This is a genomic window from Paenibacillus sp. CAU 1782 (assembly GCF_054551715.1).
On sequence record NZ_JBTOLL010000007.1, the window covers coordinates 43,440 to 63,171 of the forward strand.

Sequence of the window (19,732 nt, forward strand, 5' to 3'; positions counted from 1 at the left end):
GAACACCCACTATAGCGCAAAGCGTTGAATAGAGCTTGCGGCTTCATCCCTTAACTGGTTCAATGCGGCATTCGCCAGCACAAGGTCAAATATGGGCAGCCCAAAGGCATTAAACATCGTTTTTTTACCGGCAAGGCCGCTGCACTGCTTCCGGCCTAGGAGCAATGTCTCCAGAAGCGAGACACGATCGGCGATAGCAGGAATTTTTCGTGCCGTCCCGAATAACGATTGGCTGCTGGAAGGAACGCCCGCCTCATAATCATCGCATATAATTTCGTCAAAGCTCTTGACCGCTTCTTCGTCGATATCCCGCATCCCGATATGCACATAGAGATGGCCCGGGACAAAATGGGAAGCATGCAGGTACGGCACCGCCGCAGAAGTTGCGCCTACCACAATTTCGGCAAAATCCAATTTGTCCGGCAGCTTTTGATGAAGCTGAACTGCAATGCCATTTTTATCCCATAAACCGCCAAAATCATTCCGCAATTTCTCCGCATGCGCAAACGTTCTGCTCCACAAATGCACGGTTTTCAACTTGGGCAAAGCCGCCACGAGGCTTTTTAACTGGTGCTTCGCCTGAAAGCCCGAGCCGCAAAGCAGCAGCGAGGAAGCCTCGCCGTTGCTTAATGCGCCGACGGCTGCCCCAGATACCGCTCCCGTGCGCAAACCGCTGATCAATTCGCCTTCCAGCAATGCGATCGGCGTGCCGGTTAATAAATCATTGAGCAAAATGACCGGCTGCGTATAGGGCAAATGGGCTTGCTGGCGCGGCACATGGGAGGTCCATTTGATTCCGGCAATACGCTCTTCGGCCAGATACGCGGGCAAGGAGTAAAAAGAGCCATCTTCTCTCGCGCCAACCGACATTGCGACTTCTTGCGCCGCCACCGCTCCGCCAGCTGCCTTTTGCCTGAAGGCTCCTTCGATAAGGCGCCGGGCGACTGTTGGATCTGTAATGTCGCATTGCTTGATTTGTTCCCTTGAAACGAGGTACATGATGTCCTCACCATCTTTCATGTAGCCTTATTTTATTTTATTTCATTTCAGACTTGTCTCTAAGCCAATCGCTGAATACATTAATGGCCAAAATAACGAGGGCTATGGCTAGTCCCGGGATGGTGGAGAGCCACCACGCCGTTCCGATGTAGCTTCTGCCGTCATTGATCATGCCGCCCCAAGTTGGCGTGGATACTTCAATGCCAAGACCCAGGAAGCTTAAAGCCGCCGCAAGCAGGATCATATACGACATTTGCAATGAAGCCTGCGTCGCGATTGTAAACATGGTGTTGGGAAGAATATGGCGGAACATGATTACCGGCCCGGGCACGCCCATCGCTTTAGCCGCCTCTACATACTCTCTTTCCTTCAAGGAAAGCACCTGGCTTCGCACCACCCTGGCAAATGTAACCCATCCCGTCACGGCAAGCACCAGAACAATATTGAACAAACCTGAGCCCAACACCGCGACCATAACAATTGCGAGCAGCATGCTCGGAATCGACATTTGAATATCGGCCAGCCGCATAAGAATCGCATCTGTTTTGCCGCCATAATAACCGGCAATGATGCCGATCAAGCTGCCCAAAACGCCGGAAATTCCTACAGCGGCAATGCTGATCCAGAGGGACAGCCTTCCGCCATGCAGCAGCCTGCTCAGAACATCCCGTCCCAGCTGATCCGTGCCGAGCACGCTTACTCCCCCATCGTCGCTATAGGAGCTCATGGGTGGAATCAGGATGTCGTCCAGTGACTGCCTGTAGGGATCAAATGGCGTAAACAATGGAGCAAACATCGTAAAGACGAATATCACAATAAGTACCGATAGGCTCGCCACGCCCTTTATATTGCCGCGAAGCAAAGCTGCTGTCTTGTTTCCTCTATTCATTTATTGCACCTTAATTCTGGGATCAATCCAATAATAGATTAAATCCGTAATAAATGTAATCGTAATATAAATGATGCTGATCACGAGAACGCTCGCTTGTACAAGCGGAAAATCGCGGTTGCTGACCGCTTGTACAATCAATTGGCCAACCCCTGGCCATGAAAAAATGGTTTCCGTCACAACAGCTCCCGCTATCATCACGCCAAATTCCAAACTGATGACCGTAATAACGGGCAACATCGCGTTTTTTAAACCCCACTTGAAAATTCGCTGCCATTTGGAGAAACCTTGCGCTTGACTTGTGACCATATACCCTTGATCCAACACCTCAATCAGCGTCGCCCGCATCGTGCGGGCGATCGGCGCGATAGGATACGCGGCTAATGTCAATGCGGGCAAAATGATGGATTGCAGTCCAAAATTGCCCGAGGTCGGAAGCCATTGCAGATTTACAGCAAATACCATGATGAGGACAATGCCGATCCAGAATACGGGCAATGACTGCATGAGAAAGATCCATGCGTTGATCGTATAATCAAAAACACTGTTTTTGAAATAAGCCGATAATATGCCGGCAAGCAGCCCAACCGCTACTGCAATAATAATTGCAGTAACGGCCAGGTCAACTGTGGCGGGCATGCGTTCAAGCACAAGCTTCAGCGCGGATTCCTTATAATAAAGCGAATCTCCGATATTGCCCGTCACCAGATTTTTCAAATAATCCAGATATTGCAGCCAAACCGGCTGGTTGAATCCAAGGCTTTCCCGCAACGCCGCCACCTGATCTTCGCTTGCCTCCGGCGGCAGCATAAGACGCGCAGGATCGCCGGACAAACGAATGATAAAGAATACAATCGTTGCCGTTCCCAAAACAGCCAGCAAGGATTGGCCCAGACGTTTCCACAAATAGCGGCTCAAGATCGCACACTCCTATTGCTTCTATTGTCACGTTTAACGCGATAACGCATTATTTTGCCGAGATTGTCGAGACTGGAATGGAACCGTCAACACGGCCGTTCCAATCCAAGCTGTTGGATACTCCGTAATATTGGTTTTCTTGATACAGGAAAATACGCGGAGCGTCTTTCAGCACTTCAGCTTGAATTTCTTCATAAAGCTGCTTGCGGCGAGCTTCATCCGTAATGGATCTCGCTTCATCCAGCTTTGCGTCAACATCCGCATTGGCATAAGTCGAGTAAGACTCGCCCGAACGCAAAATCGCGTAAATCGCCGCATCCGCATCCAATGTATTCGTGCTGCTCCAGCCTAATACGTACATGTCGGATTGCTTGCCGGAAGGAACCAATGTGCGGTAAACCGAGCTTTCGACATTGTTCACTTTAATGGTAACGCCGACAGCTTTCAGTTGCTCCGCTATGACCTGAGCGACATCGGTATTTTTGATATACCAGCTAACGGTATCCAGCGTAGCCGTAAATCCGTCTGGATATCCCGCTTCCGCCAGCAGAGCCTTCGCTTTTTCCGGATCGTAATCATAGCCGTCAAATTCCCCGGCATAACCAAAATCCTTTGGACCAATCAAGCTGTTTGTTTGCACGGCCGCGCCTTGAAGCACTTTCTCTACAATCGACTTAACATCAATGGCATAATTAAGGGCTTGTCTTACTTTTGGATCATCAAAAGGTTTAACATCCGTCTTGAAGCCAACATATACCGTGTTGCCCGCCCGTTCAACCGTAGACAGGCGCGCAGCGGAAGAGCTCGAAATTTTGTCGCGATCCTCTGGCGATACCGCCGTTACAATGTCCACCTCTCCGTTAAGCAGAGCGCTTACGCGAGTCGAAGCTTCCGGAATCGAACGGAAGGTCACCTTTTTTACGTCAGGCTCTCCATTCCAGTAATCTGCGTTTGCTTCCAGAACCAAGTTGCTTCCTTTTTCCCAGCTTACAAATTTATATGGACCGGTGCCGATCGGCTTCTGGGCGAAGCCTTCCTGGCCAACCTCCTCCACATATTTCGGCGGCACAATTTCAGTCGGGTAACGATTAAAACGTGTCGGAATCAGCGGGTCCGGCTTATTGGTAATGACGTGAACCGTATATTCGTCTACAGCCTTTACTTCCTTGATTGTAGATACATAACTCGCCGTTGGCGCATTATTGTCAGGATTTAGAACGCGATCCAGCGAAAACTTTACCGCATCCGCATTAAACTTTTCGCCATTCGTAAACGAAACATCCTCTCTCAGCTTGAACTCCCAGGTCGTATCGTCAATCGGGCTCCAGCTGGTTGCAAGGCCCGGTATGAGCTTCTCGCTGGCATCGCGTTTAACCAATGTATCGAAAATATTATCGACTACCTGCGCGTTTTCCGTCAGAAATCCCGGGTCTAAGCCATTGACATCAAATGCCCGCGCAATTGTAATTTCCAGCTTTTTATCAGAACCGGCGTTGCTGCCGCTCCCATTGTCGTTCGGTTTGCTGGTTGTCGAGCAGCCTGCTGCAATAACCGCAATGATTGCCAGCAAGATAAGAATCGTCTTCTTCTTCATGTTGTTCAGCCTCCAAGTATGTTCTTATTCTCATCTTCCAAGCATAATAGCGTAACCGCCGCGTTGGACGGTTGATGCGGCATGGATGGAAAGTATGATACCTTCATCAATCGGGCAGAGCATTGGCCTCTCTGTCAAAGCCGGGTAAGTCAAAACATTTAGCAAAACCTCGTCGCGGATAACGATATCTCCTACGGATCGCTTGAAGGTTTGCACCCCGTCGCAATCAAAGCGAAGCTCTACAACCCCCGTTATCTCCCGCTGCAAGTGATTTACGGCCCGAATTTCGACTTTTTCAGGTTGAAAAGTGTACATCTGAAGCTGCTCCAGTATGATTCGCAAGGAAGCAAGATGAACGCCAGCTCCGTCTTCACTCCAGCTGATGCCCCCTCCGCTTTCTAACAGCACCGCTGGTATGCCTGTCCGGCAAACTTCGTTAATTAGCATTCCCTTAGTTCCTCCATTACAACGGAACACAGCGGTTAACGGGACAGCCTGGATGTTTTTTACGGCGTGCTTGTAAGCCTCTGCATGATCGTCCGCCACCATTGCAAACGAGCATACATCCAGCTTCGCCCCGCCGCCATGAAGATCAATCAAAAAATTTGCAAAGCGCTTTATCTTTTTCGCGAGCCATCCACCGTACCGGTATGAAAAAGTATTCCCGGCATCCTTGCCAAACACACGATTAAGATTGATTCCATCAAGGGGAGATGCATTTGTTCCCGCAAGCATCGCAGAAGGATTGGCGACCGGACAAAGGATGATATTGCCTCTCAGCTTTTCCGGGGATAACTCCCCAAGCAGCCGCGAGCAAGCAATAATGCCATCATGCTCATCGCCATGCAAGGCGGCCTGAATCCAAATCGTCCCGCCATCTTGTCCACCCTTTATCAGAAAAAAGACAATGGCTTGATCCTCAAACTGCTCTTCAACTCGGGTGACAGATGATGCCGGACTGCAATTCATCGCTTCTTCCAGTGATAAACCCGTTATATCCGTTGCTGCATGGACTGGAAACATAAGCTTCTCCTTGTTGTTAAAATTAAATAATAGTATTTCGGTTGGAATTATAAGCTTTGATTCATCCTATCAAAAGGTTTTGCATATTGTCAATGTAACAATTTGGCTTTCTTGCCATTGCAAAAATGAAAAAAAGAGCCCTTTCGCAAGCAAAGATTCATCATCTTCGCTTACCATTCAAGGCCCTTTTGCAAAAATTTTATTCAACGCAGCACATCAAGACTTTCAGTACAGGAAGGGCACTTGACGCATAACTTGACTCTGCCTTCAAATATCGTCTGCAACGTCCGAATGACATTAAGTTCGGGCTGACGCGTATGAATCGTAATTTGCCCGGGAGCGACGGATATTAGCGTGCTTACCACCATGTCCTCCATATTCATTTCCGTTTCCAGCATTTCAGCCACAATCCTGTCAGGCGAAGGTTTTGCGTCGATAGGCTGAAAGCCGCTGTCGTACATGGCGAATTCCTGCCCGCCTTTGTGCAATACATGCACATGGGCAACTTTTTCATCCTGCATCTGCACAAAATATTTGAGCAAGGAAATAAACTCCTGATACTGTTTATCCATAGCGTATTCGTCCATGGCATATTCCACGATTTCGGCCAATTCGTTGCGATAAGCAGACAGGCGGAATGTAGCAAAGCCCTCTAAATTCAGAGTTATTCCCTCATGCAAATAATCTTTGATTTCCTGAAACACTTTTTCTTTCCTTCGAGCGCGATCCGCTTCCTTGAATTTGCTTCCCAGGCCATCCCATTCACGCCCCAGCAATAATTCGTTGCAGTAGTCCAATATTCGCCGATCTTCCCCTTGCCGGGTACCGGGATATTTACGGGTGATGATGGAACGAAGCATTTTGCTCTCCATATCTGCTACAATAAATTCGGCAATAGCGGCCGCAGCGGACTGGAATATAGCCGGCCCATGGGTTCTTAGATGAAACTGCTCCAAAATGGCCCTGCAGCTGACCCTAAATCCTTCACTGTTTTCAAAATAAACCGGCAATTCGCGTTTTTGGTTGCTCCGCGAACCAGCCGTTTTATGTAAATCGGCTAATAAGTGCTCCTTCAGCAGTACACCTAGCTTATCCGCGCTGCCTACACTCTCGTCCGGCAAGATAATACTGAATAGTTCCACTGCGCTCGCCCCTTTCCTTCCGTTACAGTATATGGCCCTCAAGCACCGTATATACGGCCTCTCCCGAAGGGAAGCATTGGCATGTCCAAATGTTGCGGAACAAGAGGACATAACAAAAAAGCCCAAAGCTCCCCTCATGTAAAGAGGGCGCTTCAGGCTTTGGATTTTGAGCTATAGATTTTAAGTTCGGCATCCTTTAGTTTTGCATAATAAAATCCTGTTCGGCTTTATCCGCTTCGTTGAACATTTTCAAAATATTGTATTTCGTATCGCGTTGAGCCGGGATTTTGCCAGCTTCGCGAATCAATCGAAGAATTAGTTCGATATTGACTTTATGCGTTGTTCCCGCCGCGGATACCACGTTTTCTTCAATCATCGTGGAACCGAAGTCATTGCAGCCATAGGAAAGCGATAACTTGCCCATTTCGGGACCCATCGTAACCCAGGAGGACTGGAAGTTTTTAATATTATCAAGCATAATGCGGCTTACCGCTACAATCCGCAAATATTCTTCCGGCTTCTGCTTTTCCAGCTTCAGCCTGGTGTTGTCAGGCTGGAACGGCCAGGAGATAAATGCCAAAAAGCCCGGCGTCGGGTAACCTTGCGTCAACACTCGGTCTTGCTCCTCGCGGATTCTCAGCATATGAAGCGCACGTTCTTCAATCGTCTCTCCGAGGCCGTATACCATTGTAGCCGTCGTATTCATGCCGTGGCGATGAGCGGAGTTCATAACATCCATCCAATCGCTCCATGGCCCTTTCGCGCGGCTGATTCTGCGGCGCGTCCGGTCATCCAATATTTCGGCTCCGCCGCCCGGCAATGAATCAAGGCCGGCTTCATGCAGCTGGGAGATGACCTCATCCAGCGTCAAACCATCGGAAACAACCTTCATCTTCTGAATTTCCGCAGGAGAGAAGGAGTGCATTGTAATTTCCGGGAATTTCGCTTTGATCTTTTTAAGCAGATCGGTGTAATACGTAAACGGCAAATTGGGATTGGTCCCGCCTTGCATCAAAATTTCCGTGCCGCCCACATCTATCGTTTCCTGAATTTTATTTAAAATGACCTCGTCATCCAGCACGTAGCCTTCCTTGGAGCCCGGTGCGCGATAAAAGGCGCAGAAGCGGCAATACACATCACATACATTGGTGTAGTTCACATTTCGGCCAACGACAAAAGTTGTGATCGGCTCAGGATGCCATTTCTTCATGATTTGATTGGCCGTGTGCCCCATCTTTTCGATTTCGTCGGATACAAGCAGCTCCATGCCTTCCTCAAGCCCGAGTCGCTCTCCACGCAAAGCCTTGTCCAGAATTGCATCAATTGCGCTCATTCGCAGGATCTCCCTCCATTCTTGAAATGATCAATTCGTCAAATAATCATATCTATCCTATCATACAACGATCTATCGCGCCATCTATCGCCACGGAACCATTATGTCCATTTAAGGAAAACTTTTGGCCGGCTCACGTTTAGAGCACGGAGCAAGGTGACGCAAAACGGCCGATTTGTCATCGGCCGTTCAAGGGTTCTACGATTGTTCAATCTCCAGTCTGGCCTCTTCTATCGCTTGCTCCAGATCGGCGATCAGATCGTCTACATGTTCGATCCCTACGGAGAAGCGCAGCAGGCGGTCGTCTACGCCGATCGCTTTGCGGATTTCCTCCGGAATGTCGGCATGGGTCTGAACCGCCGGATAAGTCATCAGAGATTCCACGCCGCCAAGGCTTTCCGCAAATGCGATCAGCTTGATATGGCGCAGGATCGGCTCCACATAACGGGCATCCTTCAGCCGGAACGAAAAAATACCCGTATTGCCGGAGGATTGGCGATTTTGGATATCATGGCCAGGGTGATGCTTCAAGGCCGGGTAATAAACATCCTCCACGGCGGGATGCTCCAGCAGCCAGTTTGCCAGCGTCGTCGCATTGTATTCATGACGCTCCATCCGCAGAGCCAGCGTCTTCATGCCTCTCATGAGCAGCCACGAATCCTGCGGCCCCAATACCGCGCCGATGGAATTGTGCAGAAAAGCCAGCTTGGCCGACAATTCTTCGCCTTTGGAAACTATCAGGCCCGCCAATACATCATTGTGGCCGCCCAGATATTTGGTAGCGCTGTGAATGACGATATCCGCGCCGAGCTCAAGCGGACGCTGAAGAAACGGCGTCAGCAATGTGTTGTCCACGATAACGAGCAAACCGCGGGATTTTGCCCAAGCGCTCACTCGCTCCAGATCGGTAATCATCATCAGAGGATTGGTTGGCGTTTCGACCAAAATCGCTTTTGTGCTAGGCGTCACCAGCTCCGACATGCCGTCGATATCGTTGGTGTCCACGTAGGATGCCGTAATGCCAAAACGCGACATAATCTGCTCCAGCAGCCGGTATGTGCCACCGTACAGGTCAAGCGATACAATGAGATGATCGCCTTGGCTGAAATAAGCAAAGATTGTTTGCAGCGCCGCCATTCCGGAGCTGCACGCAAAAGCCGCGTCGCCGGATTCCAGTTCAGCCGCCGCCTCTTCCAAAACGGAACGGGTCGGATTTTTGGTGCGCGTATAGTCAAAGCCCGTGCTTTGTCCCAATTTGGGATGGCGAAATGCTGTTGCGTTGTAGATTGGAAAACTGACGGCTCCCGTAACCGGCTCCTTCTGCGAACCGATTTGTGCCAGATGACTTTCAATTTTCATCGTTAATTAGCAACTCCTTCAAGTAAGTTCATATGGATGCCGGTACAAATCTTGCCGGTTTCAAATGCCCGCGCCAAGTTCGTAAGGCGTTTGCTGATAAACATAGTAATTGAGCCAGTTGGAAAACAGCAGGTTTGCGTGCGCTCTCCACGTGGAGAGCGGCATACAGGAAGGATCGTTGCCGGGATAGTAGTTAAGCGGCAGCGCAATGTCCATTCCTTTGGCCACGTCGCGGTCATATTCCGCTTTCAGCGAGCCGGGATCGTATTCCGAATGTCCCGTGACAAAAATGCGTTTCCCATCCTTTGAAGCTACAATATATATGCCGGAATCCGCCGACTGCGACAAAATCTCAAGCTCCGATACCTTCTCAATATCTTCGCTGCGCACTTCGGTATGTCTGGACTGCGGTACGTAAAACAGCTCGTCGAATCCACGCAGCAGTTGCACGTTTTGCTTCTCTACCGTATGAGGAAACACCCCGAACATTTTTTCATCCAGATTGTATTTCGGAATGCCGTAATGATGGTAAAGCCCCGCTTGGGATGCCCAGCAAATATGGAACGTCGAGGTGACATGGCGTTTGGTCCACTCCATAATCTCCTTTAGTTCTTCCCAATAATTAACCTCCTCGAACGGCAAATGCTCAACGGGCGCTCCCGTAATAATCATGCCGTCGAAGTAACGGTGGGCGATTTCATCAAACGTTTTGTAAAACGACTCCAGATGCTCCGCAGACGTGTTTTTGGATGTATGCGTCCGGGGATGGAGCAGCACGACCTCAACCTGCAGCGGCGTATTGCCGATCAGGCGGAGCAGCTGCGTCTCCGTCGTCTCCTTGGTCGGCATCAAATTCAGTATGGCGATTCGAAGCGGACGAATATCCTGATGATAAGCGACGCTTTCATCCATAACAAAAATATTTTCGTGATTCAGTATTTCCTTTGCCGGCAAATGATCCGGTACTTTAATGGGCATTCTGACTCCTCCTATGCGCGTGATGCGGCCAAATGGCCTGACCCATCAGACTGCAATAAAAAAGACCCCTTCTGCGTGAGAAAAGGTCGTCTGCTCGGAAAAGAAGCCGTCCGCCTCTCTCATCTCTCAGAAACGTTGTCGTTTCCGCAAGAATTAGCACCGTGCTTACGCCGGTTGCCGGGCTTCATCGGGCTAGTCCCTCCGCCTGCTCTTGATAAGAAAGTAGTCTATTCAATTAATGCAATCTTAATTTATTTACACTTTAATGCATTCTGCCATTCCCGTCAAGAACCTGTTTTGCATACACTGCTAATAGTGCGAATTCAAAAAGCTCGCTTTTCATTTCGGCTGAATTTCATATTCGACGTTGATTATGCCGCCAGGCATGCTTCGTAATGGGACGTGGACTTTTTGAACAACCTCTAAAAAGGTTGTTCCCGGCCATTTTCAATGCTTGAATGTTACAGCGGACCGGGAGTATACTAGGGCATGTATGCAAACACCGCAGGGAGCGAAGTGAGTGTTCAAAAAGTTCGATTTACAGTATCGGGAAGTGAACTATTTATTCGACGCTGACTATGCCGCCAGGCATGATTCGTAATGGAAAGCGGACTTTTGAACAACATCTTAAAGACAAAAAGGAGTGGGACGCAGGATTATGGAAGGTGATCGAGGTAGCTCGGACAACTGTGATACGGCATTGCCGCCAGCCCTCGCCGGATGGCGAAACATAACCCTCAGCTCCCTTGTTTGTCGCCGCTTATCCGGCAGATTCCCAAGGCTCCTCTGACGGGCTTGATTTCGCCTCTGCAGACTGGCGGTTTCCTGCATGAAGCGAGAGGAGAAACTGCATATGAAAATCAGACATGTAATCAACGGCAATTTTGAGGTGCTGGAGGAGATCGATAAAACGATTATCCCCCCAGCCGAAGGCTTTTACTGGATCGACGCCGACGTAGAGGATCTGGCCGTGCTGCAGCCGCTGTTCGGCATGCACGATCTGGCGGTGGAGGACTGTCTTCAGGAAGAAGAGCAGCGCCCAAAAATCGAGCTTTACGAGCAGCATTATTTTATCGTAATCAACAGCATTCGTTTCGACGACGAGGAAATTTTCCTCCGTGCCCTCAACATCTTTCTGGGCCGTCATTTCATTATTACGGTCACTCGGCAAAAAATTAGCGAGCTGCGCACGCTGAAACCCATTCTGTGGGAGCAGGAAGTTTGCCGTCCCGACCAGTTTCTCTATCATCTTGTCGACTTAGTCGTCGACAATTACTTCCTGGTAGGCGACCGGATCGACATGCGGATCGAAGCGCTTGAGGAGGATATCCTCATGCATACGAAAAAATCCCATCTGAACGAAATCATCGGTTTGCGCGCTGAAATCCTGTGGGTTAAAAAAGCGCTTGGCCCTCAACGCGAGCTTATTTTTACATTAAATAAAAAAGAGCTTCGTCTCATCGACGACCAGCTCCAGAAATATTTTGGCGACGTTTATGAAAATACGCTTAAAATCGCGGAGTCCTTCGAAACCTACCGGGATTTGATGGGCAACTTGCGAGAGGCGTATCAGTCCAGCCTGTCCAGCAGAGCAAACGAAATCATGCGCGTTTTTACCGCTATTACAACCATTTTCATGCCTTTGACCTTTATCACAGGCATCTACGGCATGAACTTTGACATTATACCCGGCCTTCATTACCGCTATGGCGCGTATGTGCTTCTTGGCATCATGGCGATACTCGGTTTCAGCATGTTTGTCATCTTCCGCAAAAAGGAATGGCTCTAAAGCCTTTCCTTTTTTTTTGCTGCCACTTGACGGGAGAGCTATAATAAGAATAAGGACTGGCGACATTCTGCAAGTCGGAAGGAGGTATAACCGAATATGAATATCAGCCAGTTGGAAACGTTGCTGACCATCTCCAAAACGATGAGCTTTCGCAAAGCTGGCGAATTGCTGAACCTGACCCAGCCGGCCGTATCGGCCCAGATCAAAAGCCTGGAGGACGAATTCAAATCCGTCCTGATCAACCGCAACCAGCCCGTCACTCTGACGGATCACGGACAAGTGTTTCTGGAGCATGCGGAGCGCATACTCGGCATCGTGGAAGAGCTCAAGCAGCGGCTGGACGATCTGAATCAGACGCCTCAAGGCCATATCGTGCTTGGAACGACCACATCCATTGCAATCCAGATTTTGCCCAGAGTGCTTTCCTATTTTCAGGATCAGTATCCGCAGATAAAAACAACCATACATACCATGCCCTCTTCGCAAGTTATGGCATGCGTGGAGAACGGAACTGTCGATGTCGGCATCACCTACCTGACCGAAAAAAATCCTAACATTTCCTCTTCCGTCCTATATTACGACACCTTCGAGCTTGTTGTGTCGCCCGAACATCCCATGAGCCGTCTAACCCATACAACTGTAGACAAGCTAAGGGATATACCCATGATTATGCTTGCGCCGGACACGCTTGGAAGACGGTTTGTAGACGGCATTTTCCGAAAATATAATGTTCAGCCCAATATCGTTATGGAGTTGTCGAGCAGCGAAGAAGTGAAACGAATGGTTGAGATTGATCTTGGCGCCGCAATTGTATCCAAGCTGTCGATACCTACGGAGCTAAAATTGGGCACGCTAAGAATCATCAAGGTGCATGAACTGGAGGCAAGCCATCCCGTAGGGGTTGTCTATCGGTCGGGACGTTATCTCAATACCGCGATGCAGCAGTTCCTCAGCGATTTGAGAGGCATGCCGGAGCACCAATTTATAAGCAGCGAGTAGGAGCGTGAGTACAATGAAATTTGATTTACATACTCATCATTTCAGATGTGGACATGCCGACGGCAGCATCGAGGATTATATACTCGCAGGCCTAGACCACGGCCTGCAGGTCATCGGCATATCGGACCACTCCCCTTATTTCGCCCACGAGGAGGATCACCCCTCCCCCGGCATCGCCATGGCGCGGAGCGAATTCGCCAATTACGTAGCTGAAGTACTGCGGCTCAAGGAAAAATACAGCGGCAAAATCGAGGTGCTGCTTGGCGTCGAATCGGATTATTTTCCCGACAAGGCCGAGGTTTACCGCGCCGCCTACGAAGGCGTGCCGTTTGACTACATCATCGGCTCTGTGCATCAGGTGAGCGGAGTCAGCATTTTCAACCGAAACCGGTGGAAAAACCTGCACGAAAGCAAACACGTCGACGAGAAAAAAAGCTATTACGATCTCATAGCCCGCTCCGCAAAAAGCGGCATGTTCGACATTCTCGGCCATATCGACGCCATGAAGGGATATTACCCTGCTTTTTCGGATATTCATGCGCCAGAGGCCATTGACGACGCGTTGCGTGTCATTGCCGAAAGCAACGTTTCCATCGAAATCAACACCTCCGGCAGCACCAAATACGTAGGCGGGTGGTATCCGTCCGATGCCATTCTGGAGCGTGCCCATCACTTCGGTGTAAAAGTCACCTTCGGCTCCGATGCCCATCTCCCTTCCAGAGTCGGGGACGAATGGGAGCTTGTCGCCAAACGCTTGAAGGAAATCGGTTTTAAGGATTGGGTATTCTACCGCCAGCGCAAACCCGTTGTTGTTCCTCTATGACACATCATCGGGAGTCGGAGCAGTACTATGATTTGTCCTCTAAAATGCTGCTTTCATAGCCATATCAGAAAGTTGGAGAGGGATTTGCTCGTTTCCGCTCCAACTTTTTGTGCCCGACTTGCTGATGGTCAGCACGGACATGAAAGCTGCAAACCTCTTATCGACCCATTAACTCCAATGACCTATTAACTCCATTGACTACATTAAATGGAATGACGCCGCTACCTCCATTATACAGCGCACTTTATGCCGGGCAGCGATTTAGAGAAGCACATATCACTAATCGCTAACGGTCAAATCTGTCCATTAGCCGCTAACCGTTACAGCCAGCCTCCACATTCAGGTCAACAGCTCTATCCCGTAACGTTAGCAACTGAATTGAAGCTTTTGCATCAATGAGCAAAAAAAGTGGACCCGCGCTACGCGCAGGTCCCAATATAGTTATATGAAAAGGGGGTCTTGTTTATTATAATAACCGTCGAATGTAAATGTGCGATAACAGGAACATTTCATTTGTGTAACAAATAGGACACGCAAAATAGACATCACCACAATTTGGGTGCAATTGGGATCATATTCCGCTCAGGACACTTACTTTTTGTACGTGTATATGATATAATGGAAGCAGAAAAGCGGGGTGATTACGTTGGATTATTCGATCATGTGCCCTAGATATGAAGCAGCTGCGGATATTTTGGGAAAGAAATGGACTGGCCGGATTATCCGGGTGCTGCTAGGCGGCCCTAAACGCTTCAAGGACATGAAGGAGCAAATTCCGGAGATGAGCGACAAAATGTTGACGGACCGGATGAAGGAATTGGAGTTGCTCGGCATTGTCAATCGTCATGTCTATCCTGAGATGCCTGTACGGATTGAATACGAGCTTACGCCGAAAGGGCGCGATCTGAAGCCCGTAATCGAGTCGATTCAAACCTGGGGAGAATCCTGGATGTAAGATCGGTTATGGAAACGGGTGAGATCGCCCAGGCGATCATTTCACAAAACGAATGTTTCTCAAAACGCGAAGCGCGGCATGTAACCTCCGGTTGGCATGCCGCTCCCAAGCTCAAAACAAGCAGTCTCCCGCCTTGCCGAAGCCGGCATGGAAGGAGACTGCTTTTTTGCATTGACGTTAGAACAATCTCTAAAATGGGAAAAACATAGGCAATGCCACAACCATAGCAACGCCGAGCAGGATCTGTACCGGCATGCCCACCTTAACGTAGTCCATAAAGGAGTAACGGCCCGCAGACATGACCAGCGCATTTGGAGGCGTCGAGAATGGTACGGCAAAACATATGGTGGCCCCCAGCGACACTGCGAACAGATAAGGCACCGGGTTAACTCCCAACTGGACAGCCGCCGATAGCGCAATGGGAGCAAACAGGATGGCGCAAGCCGTGTTGCTGATAAACAGGGTCAAGAACGACGTGGCAAAATAGATGCCTGCCAGCATCGCCATCGGTCCGGCGCTGCCAAGGCTGCCAACAAGTCCCTCCGATATTAAGGTTGCCGCGCCCGATTTTTCAATGGCGATGGACATGGGGATCATACCCCCGATCAACACGATGCTTTCCCAATTGACTGTTTTGTAGGCGGCTTCCATGTTGCGAAGACAACCCGTGGCTACCATCAGAACAGCCGCCAGCATGACGGATACAACGGCCGGGAAAACCTCCATTATCATCAGCACTACCATAAGCAGCATAATCCCTCCGGCAAGCGGCGCCTTATGCTTAAGCGGCATGGCTGCCGCAGACTCCAGCGGCTGACCGACAACAACAACGTCATCCTGCTCCCGGGCCATGCTCGCGATGCTTTTCCAGGCCCCCTGTACAAGAAGCGCGTCGCCGGTGCGGATTTTTTCATCCTTTAACCCGTGCAGCACAAACGTGCCTTTCCGCTGAATGCCGAGTACGTTAACGTTGTAATTTTCGCGAAAACCGGAATGTTTGACCAATTGATTAATATGTCTGGAATTGGTGGGAATAATCACTTCGGCAATGCCAAAGTCCGTGGAGGCGTAACCCTCGCTTGCGGACTCCCCTTCCTTTTCCGTCGCGCCTTGATCCATCAGAATCAAATCATATTCCTTGGCAAAGGCGTTTACCTCCGGAAAATCGCCTTTTACATAAAGGATGTCCTGTTCGATAATTTTGGTGTCCGGACGGGCCATTTCACCGTTGATCGTTTTAAAAAACGGATTTTTATGCGACGTTTTTCTGCGAATCTCGCTAATATGAATGCCGAAACGTTCGCCAATGTTAAGCTCGCGGATAACCTTCTGAGCAATGGGCGAGCGATCATGTACTTTTAGACGGTAAAGATTTTGCGACAGCATATAACGATTCGCAAGTTCGTTGATATTGACGCCTGCCCCGCCGCCCGCGCTGTTGTCATCCTTGCGCCCCGACAGGAACAGCTTGCTGAAAAGCAGAATTAGCAGCGTGCCGATAACTAAGGCAACAAGGCCAATCGGCGTAAACGAAAAAAAGGACAATTCCTGATATCCGCCCTTGGACAACGTTTCCCGAATAACCATATTGGGCGGCGTCCCGATAAGCGTTAGCGTGCCTCCCAAGCTGCTGGCAAATGCCAATGGCATCAACAGCCTGGAGGGACTGGTCCCGGCCCTCATCGCCAAACTGACGACGATAGGCAGCATAACCGCTACGGTGCCCGTATTGCTAACGAATGTCCCAAGGAATGAGGTAGCCAGCATAACGGTTATCAGAAGCTTTGTTTCATTTGCGCCGGCAAGAGTCAAAAGTTTTCCGCTGACAATCCCGGCTAGCCCTGTCTGAAAAATGCCCCCGCCTACTACGAACAAACCAATCATCATGATGACAACCGAATTGGAAAAGCCCGATAGCGCCTCTGATGGCGTTAGAATGTCGCCGACGACCAAAACGATCAAAGCGCAAATCGCCACCAGATCGGACCTCACTTTACCGCTGGCAAATAATGCCGCGGCAGCCGCCAATACTAACAAAGTAATAATCATATCCCCGTTCATTTCTGCCTATCCCCCCACTCGCCCGTGTGGTTTTCTATTTAACCGGGCAAAAATCTGCAAACATGCTCAGTATGGCGTGAACTACCCTTCTATTTACTTCTCTACGTTAAAAATTTTAACACAGTTTCATATGTATATTTGTGATTTACTTCACAATGATTATCGTTGACAGAAACTTGCTTTACCGTTATCATAAATGATAATAATTATCAATTTCAAGATAAAATTTATGTAATTAAAAAAGCCGGCAAGCCTATCGCCGCTTGCCGGCTGCTGAAACACGCCAATTTCTGGCGCTATTGTCATCATGATAAAAATATGAAGTTACATACCGAGCCATTTCTTGAACAATTGCTTGGTGGTGTCCTTGTTCATCGCCGCGATGGATGTTGTCAGCGGGATGCCCTTTGGACAGGAACGCACGCAGTTTTGCGAGTTGCCGCAGCCTTCGATTCCGCCATCGGTCATCAGCGCTTCCAGACGTTCCTCTTTGTTCATCTCGCCTGTTGGATGGGCATTGAACAAACGAACTTGGGAAATTGCCGCAGGTCCGATAAAGCTGTTCCGGTCGTTTACGTTCGGACAGGATTCCAGGCAGACGCCGCAGGTCATGCACTTCGAAAGCTCGTACGCCCATTGGCGTTTGGTTTCAGCCATACGCGGTCCGGGACCCAAATCATAGGTGCCGTCGATTGGTATCCAGGCTTTAACCTTTTTGAGAGCTCCAAACATGCGCTCGCGGTTAATAACGAGGTCTCGCACAACCGGGAAGGTGCGCATAGGCTCAAGACGGATCGGCTGCTCCAGCTTATCGACTAGCGCGCTGCATGCCTGGCGCGGCTTGCCGTTAATGACCATGGAGCAAGCACCGCAGACTTCTTCCAGACAATTGGAGTCCCAGCATACCGGCGACGTTTTGGAACCGTCCGCCTTCAGCGGATTGCGCTGGATTTCCATCAGTCCGCTGATTACGTTCATATTGGGACGATACGGAATTTCGAATTCTTCCGTATACGGCTTGGATTCAGGCGTATCCTGGCGGGAAATGATAAATTTTACGGTTTTGGTTGCAGCAGTCGTTTCAGCCATCGTTATTCTCCTTTCTTCTTATCGGTGGAGTAATCGCGCTTGCGAGGCGGAATCAGACTGACATCAATATCCTCATAACTAATTTTTGGTCCGTCCGGCGTCCAAGTCGCGATTGTAGATTTCATAAACTCGTCGTCATTGCGATCAGGGAATTCTGGCTTGTAATGCGCGCCGCGGCTTTCATTGCGCTGCAGAGCGCCCAGCGTCATTGCTTCCGACAGCTCAAGCATGTTCCATAGCTGGCGAGTGAATGCAACGCCTGCGTTGTTCCAGGCAGCTGTATCGTTGATATTGATATTCCGGTAACGCTGCTTCAGCTCTTTGATTTTGCCGATTGTGGCTTCCAGCTTGTCGTTAAACCGGACAACGGTCATGTTGTTGGTCATCCATTCGCCAAGCTCTTTGTGAATCACATAAGCATTTTCGGTACCGTTCATGGCAAGAATGTTGTTGTATTTATCGGTGTGACGTTTGGTATCCCGGTCAAATACAGAGGATGCCACATCTTCTGCCGATTTTTTGAGACCTTTGATATATTCAACCGCTTTTGGTCCAGCGACCATGCCGCCGTAAATGGCTGACAGCAAGGAGTTGGCTCCCAAACGGTTAGCGCCGTGATATTGATATTCGCATTCGCCTGCTGCGAACAATCCCGGAATGTTGGTCATCTGGTTGTAATCAACCCACATGCCGCCCATGGAATAATGTACCGCAGGGAAAATTTTCATCGGAATTTTGCGAGGGTCGTCGCCCATGAATTTTTCGTAAATCTCGATGATGCCGCCCAGCTTGACGTCCAGCTCCTTGGGGTCCTTGTGCGACAAGTCGAGGTAAACCATGTTTTCGCCATTGATGCCTAGCTTCTGATCGACGCAAACATGGAAAATTTCGCGGGTCGCGATATCGCGCGGCACCAGGTTGCCGTATGCCGGATATTTTTCTTCGAGGAAATACCATGGTTTTCCGTCTTTGTAGGTCCATACTCGTCCGCCTTCGCCGCGCGCCGATTCCGACATCAAACGAAGTTTGTCGTCGCCCGGAATGGCCGTTGGGTGAATCTGGATAAACTCGCCGTTTGCGTAGTTGACGCCTTGCTGGTACACAGCACTGGCCGCCGTTCCCGTATTGATTACCGAGTTGGTCGTTTTGCCAAAAATAATGCCAGGTCCGCCAGATGCCAATATAACCGCGTCGGCTCTTACGGTAAGAACTTCCATGCTGCGGAGATCCTGAGCGGAAATGCCGCGGCATACGCCGTCGTCGTCCAGCACCGCGCCAAGAAACTCCCAATGCTCAAACTTGTTGACAAGCCCTGCCGCTTCCCATCTGCGCACTTGCTCGTCAAGCGCGTAAAGAAGCTGCTGTCCTGTAGTTGCGCCGGCAAACGCCGTACGGTGATGCTTGGTGCCGCCGAAACGGCGGAAATCCAGCAAACCCTCCGACGTACGGCTGAACATAACGCCCATCCGGTCCATCAGGTGAATAATGCCGGGAGCCGCGTCGCACATCGCTTTGACCGGAGGCTGGTTTGCCAGGAAGTCTCCGCCATATACGGTATCGTCAAAATGCTCCCAAGGCGAATCGCCTTCGCCCTTCGTATTAACCGCGCCGTTGATGCCGCCCTGCGCGCATACGGAGTGGGAGCGCTTTACCGGCACGAGTGAAAAAAGATCGACATGTATACCGGCTTCCGCCGCTTTGATTGTCGCCATCAGGCCGGCCAAACCGCCGCCGACAACGATAATTTTATTTTTAGCCATTACGCTTGCCTCCTTGTCGTC

General features: G+C 49.8%; 16 protein-coding genes and 1 riboswitch. Of the genes, 4 read left to right on the top strand and 12 right to left on the bottom strand.

Annotation, left to right across the window (positions count from 1 at the left end; genetic code table 11):
- Window positions 1–9 precede the first annotated feature (9 nt).
- From ACX93W_RS16125 to metA, 9 genes are all read right to left on the bottom strand, one after another.
- Window positions 10–1,020, bottom strand: coding sequence for a hypothetical protein (locus ACX93W_RS16125; RefSeq protein WP_459393398.1), 1,011 nt, complete (start codon window positions 1,018–1,020; stop codon window positions 10–12).
- Window positions 1,021–1,036: 16 nt separating this feature from the next.
- The gene (locus ACX93W_RS16130; protein ID WP_459393399.1) at window positions 1,037–1,888 is read right to left on the bottom strand and encodes an ABC transporter permease; all 852 of its coding nucleotides are present in this window, start codon (window positions 1,886–1,888) and stop codon (window positions 1,037–1,039) included.
- Entirely contained in the window at window positions 1,889–2,806 is a 918-nt protein-coding gene (locus ACX93W_RS16135; protein ID WP_459393400.1) for an ABC transporter permease, read from the bottom strand. It abuts the gene before it with no gap.
- Window positions 2,807–2,855: 49 nt separating this feature from the next.
- Window positions 2,856–4,400 (bottom strand): ABC transporter substrate-binding protein, encoded by a 1,545-nt coding sequence (locus tag ACX93W_RS16140; RefSeq protein WP_459393401.1) that lies wholly within the window; start codon window positions 4,398–4,400, stop codon window positions 2,856–2,858.
- Between the two features lie 30 nt (window positions 4,401–4,430).
- A complete protein-coding gene (locus tag ACX93W_RS16145; RefSeq protein ID WP_459393402.1) occupies window positions 4,431–5,423 on the bottom strand; it encodes a M14 family metallopeptidase in 993 nt (330 codons plus the stop codon).
- Window positions 5,424–5,626: 203 nt separating this feature from the next.
- Window positions 5,627–6,565 (bottom strand): putative sporulation protein YtxC, encoded by a 939-nt coding sequence (locus ACX93W_RS16150; RefSeq protein ID WP_459393403.1) that lies wholly within the window; start codon window positions 6,563–6,565, stop codon window positions 5,627–5,629.
- 196 nt (window positions 6,566–6,761) lie between these two features.
- The gene (gene mqnC, locus ACX93W_RS16155) at window positions 6,762–7,898 is read right to left on the bottom strand and encodes a cyclic dehypoxanthinyl futalosine synthase (protein ID WP_459393404.1); all 1,137 of its coding nucleotides are present in this window, start codon (window positions 7,896–7,898) and stop codon (window positions 6,762–6,764) included.
- Window positions 7,899–8,096: 198 nt separating this feature from the next.
- Window positions 8,097–9,257, bottom strand: coding sequence for a PLP-dependent transferase (locus ACX93W_RS16160; protein ID WP_459393405.1), 1,161 nt, complete (start codon window positions 9,255–9,257; stop codon window positions 8,097–8,099).
- 60 nt (window positions 9,258–9,317) lie between these two features.
- A complete protein-coding gene (metA, locus tag ACX93W_RS16165; protein ID WP_459393406.1) occupies window positions 9,318–10,235 on the bottom strand; it encodes a homoserine O-acetyltransferase MetA in 918 nt (305 codons plus the stop codon).
- A 116-nt stretch (window positions 10,236–10,351) separates the two neighbouring features.
- Window positions 10,352–10,456: riboswitch (SAM riboswitch) on the bottom strand.
- A gap of 632 nt (window positions 10,457–11,088) precedes the next feature.
- On the opposite strand from metA, the gene corA reads away from it, so the two are divergent.
- From corA to ACX93W_RS16185, 4 genes are all read left to right on the top strand, one after another.
- Window positions 11,089–12,024, top strand: coding sequence for a magnesium/cobalt transporter CorA (corA, locus tag ACX93W_RS16170; protein WP_459393407.1), 936 nt, complete (start codon window positions 11,089–11,091; stop codon window positions 12,022–12,024).
- Between the two features lie 96 nt (window positions 12,025–12,120).
- Window positions 12,121–13,023: a LysR family transcriptional regulator gene (locus tag ACX93W_RS16175; RefSeq protein ID WP_459393408.1), complete on the top strand. Its 903-nt coding sequence runs from the start codon at window positions 12,121–12,123 to the stop codon at window positions 13,021–13,023.
- Window positions 13,024–13,036: 13 nt separating this feature from the next.
- Window positions 13,037–13,846, top strand: coding sequence for a histidinol-phosphatase (locus ACX93W_RS16180; RefSeq protein ID WP_459393409.1), 810 nt, complete (start codon window positions 13,037–13,039; stop codon window positions 13,844–13,846).
- A gap of 646 nt (window positions 13,847–14,492) precedes the next feature.
- Complete coding sequence (locus ACX93W_RS16185) at window positions 14,493–14,801, top strand: winged helix-turn-helix transcriptional regulator (protein ID WP_459393552.1); 309 nt, start codon at window positions 14,493–14,495, stop codon at window positions 14,799–14,801.
- A 189-nt stretch (window positions 14,802–14,990) separates the two neighbouring features.
- On the opposite strand, the gene ACX93W_RS16190 is transcribed toward ACX93W_RS16185, so the two are convergent.
- The 3 genes from ACX93W_RS16190 to sdhA form a co-directional block, all read right to left on the bottom strand.
- Complete coding sequence (locus tag ACX93W_RS16190) at window positions 14,991–16,862, bottom strand: SLC13 family permease (protein ID WP_459393410.1); 1,872 nt, start codon at window positions 16,860–16,862, stop codon at window positions 14,991–14,993.
- A gap of 324 nt (window positions 16,863–17,186) precedes the next feature.
- Window positions 17,187–17,951: a succinate dehydrogenase iron-sulfur subunit gene (gene sdhB / locus ACX93W_RS16195; protein WP_459393411.1), complete on the bottom strand. Its 765-nt coding sequence runs from the start codon at window positions 17,949–17,951 to the stop codon at window positions 17,187–17,189.
- Between the two features lie 2 nt (window positions 17,952–17,953).
- Window positions 17,954–19,711, bottom strand: coding sequence for a succinate dehydrogenase flavoprotein subunit (sdhA, locus tag ACX93W_RS16200; protein ID WP_459393412.1), 1,758 nt, complete (start codon window positions 19,709–19,711; stop codon window positions 17,954–17,956).
- Window positions 19,712–19,732: the final 21 nt, after the last annotated feature.

Bases quoted from the DNA above. Each gene is read 5' to 3' on its own strand.
- ACX93W_RS16125 (WP_459393398.1), bottom strand. From the start codon at position 1,020: ATGAAAGATGGTGAGGACATCATGTACCTCGTTTCAAGGGAACAAATC.
- ACX93W_RS16130 (WP_459393399.1), bottom strand. From the start codon at position 1,888: ATGAATAGAGGAAACAAGACAGCAGCTTTGCTTCGCGGCAATATAAAG.
- ACX93W_RS16140 (WP_459393401.1), bottom strand. From the start codon at position 4,400: ATGAAGAAGAAGACGATTCTTATCTTGCTGGCAATCATTGCGGTTATT.
- ACX93W_RS16145 (WP_459393402.1), bottom strand. From the start codon at position 5,423: ATGTTTCCAGTCCATGCAGCAACGGATATAACGGGTTTATCACTGGAA.
- mqnC (WP_459393404.1), bottom strand. From the start codon at position 7,898: ATGAGCGCAATTGATGCAATTCTGGACAAGGCTTTGCGTGGAGAGCGA.
- ACX93W_RS16160 (WP_459393405.1), bottom strand. From the start codon at position 9,257: ATGAAAATTGAAAGTCATCTGGCACAAATCGGTTCGCAGAAGGAGCCG.
- metA (WP_459393406.1), bottom strand. From the start codon at position 10,235: ATGCCCATTAAAGTACCGGATCATTTGCCGGCAAAGGAAATACTGAAT.
- corA (WP_459393407.1), top strand. From the start codon at position 11,089: ATGAAAATCAGACATGTAATCAACGGCAATTTTGAGGTGCTGGAGGAG.
- ACX93W_RS16175 (WP_459393408.1), top strand. From the start codon at position 12,121: ATGAATATCAGCCAGTTGGAAACGTTGCTGACCATCTCCAAAACGATG.
- ACX93W_RS16180 (WP_459393409.1), top strand. From the start codon at position 13,037: ATGAAATTTGATTTACATACTCATCATTTCAGATGTGGACATGCCGAC.
- ACX93W_RS16190 (WP_459393410.1), bottom strand. From the start codon at position 16,862: ATGAACGGGGATATGATTATTACTTTGTTAGTATTGGCGGCTGCCGCG.
- sdhB (WP_459393411.1), bottom strand. From the start codon at position 17,951: ATGGCTGAAACGACTGCTGCAACCAAAACCGTAAAATTTATCATTTCC.
- sdhA (WP_459393412.1), bottom strand. From the start codon at position 19,711: ATGGCTAAAAATAAAATTATCGTTGTCGGCGGCGGTTTGGCCGGCCTG.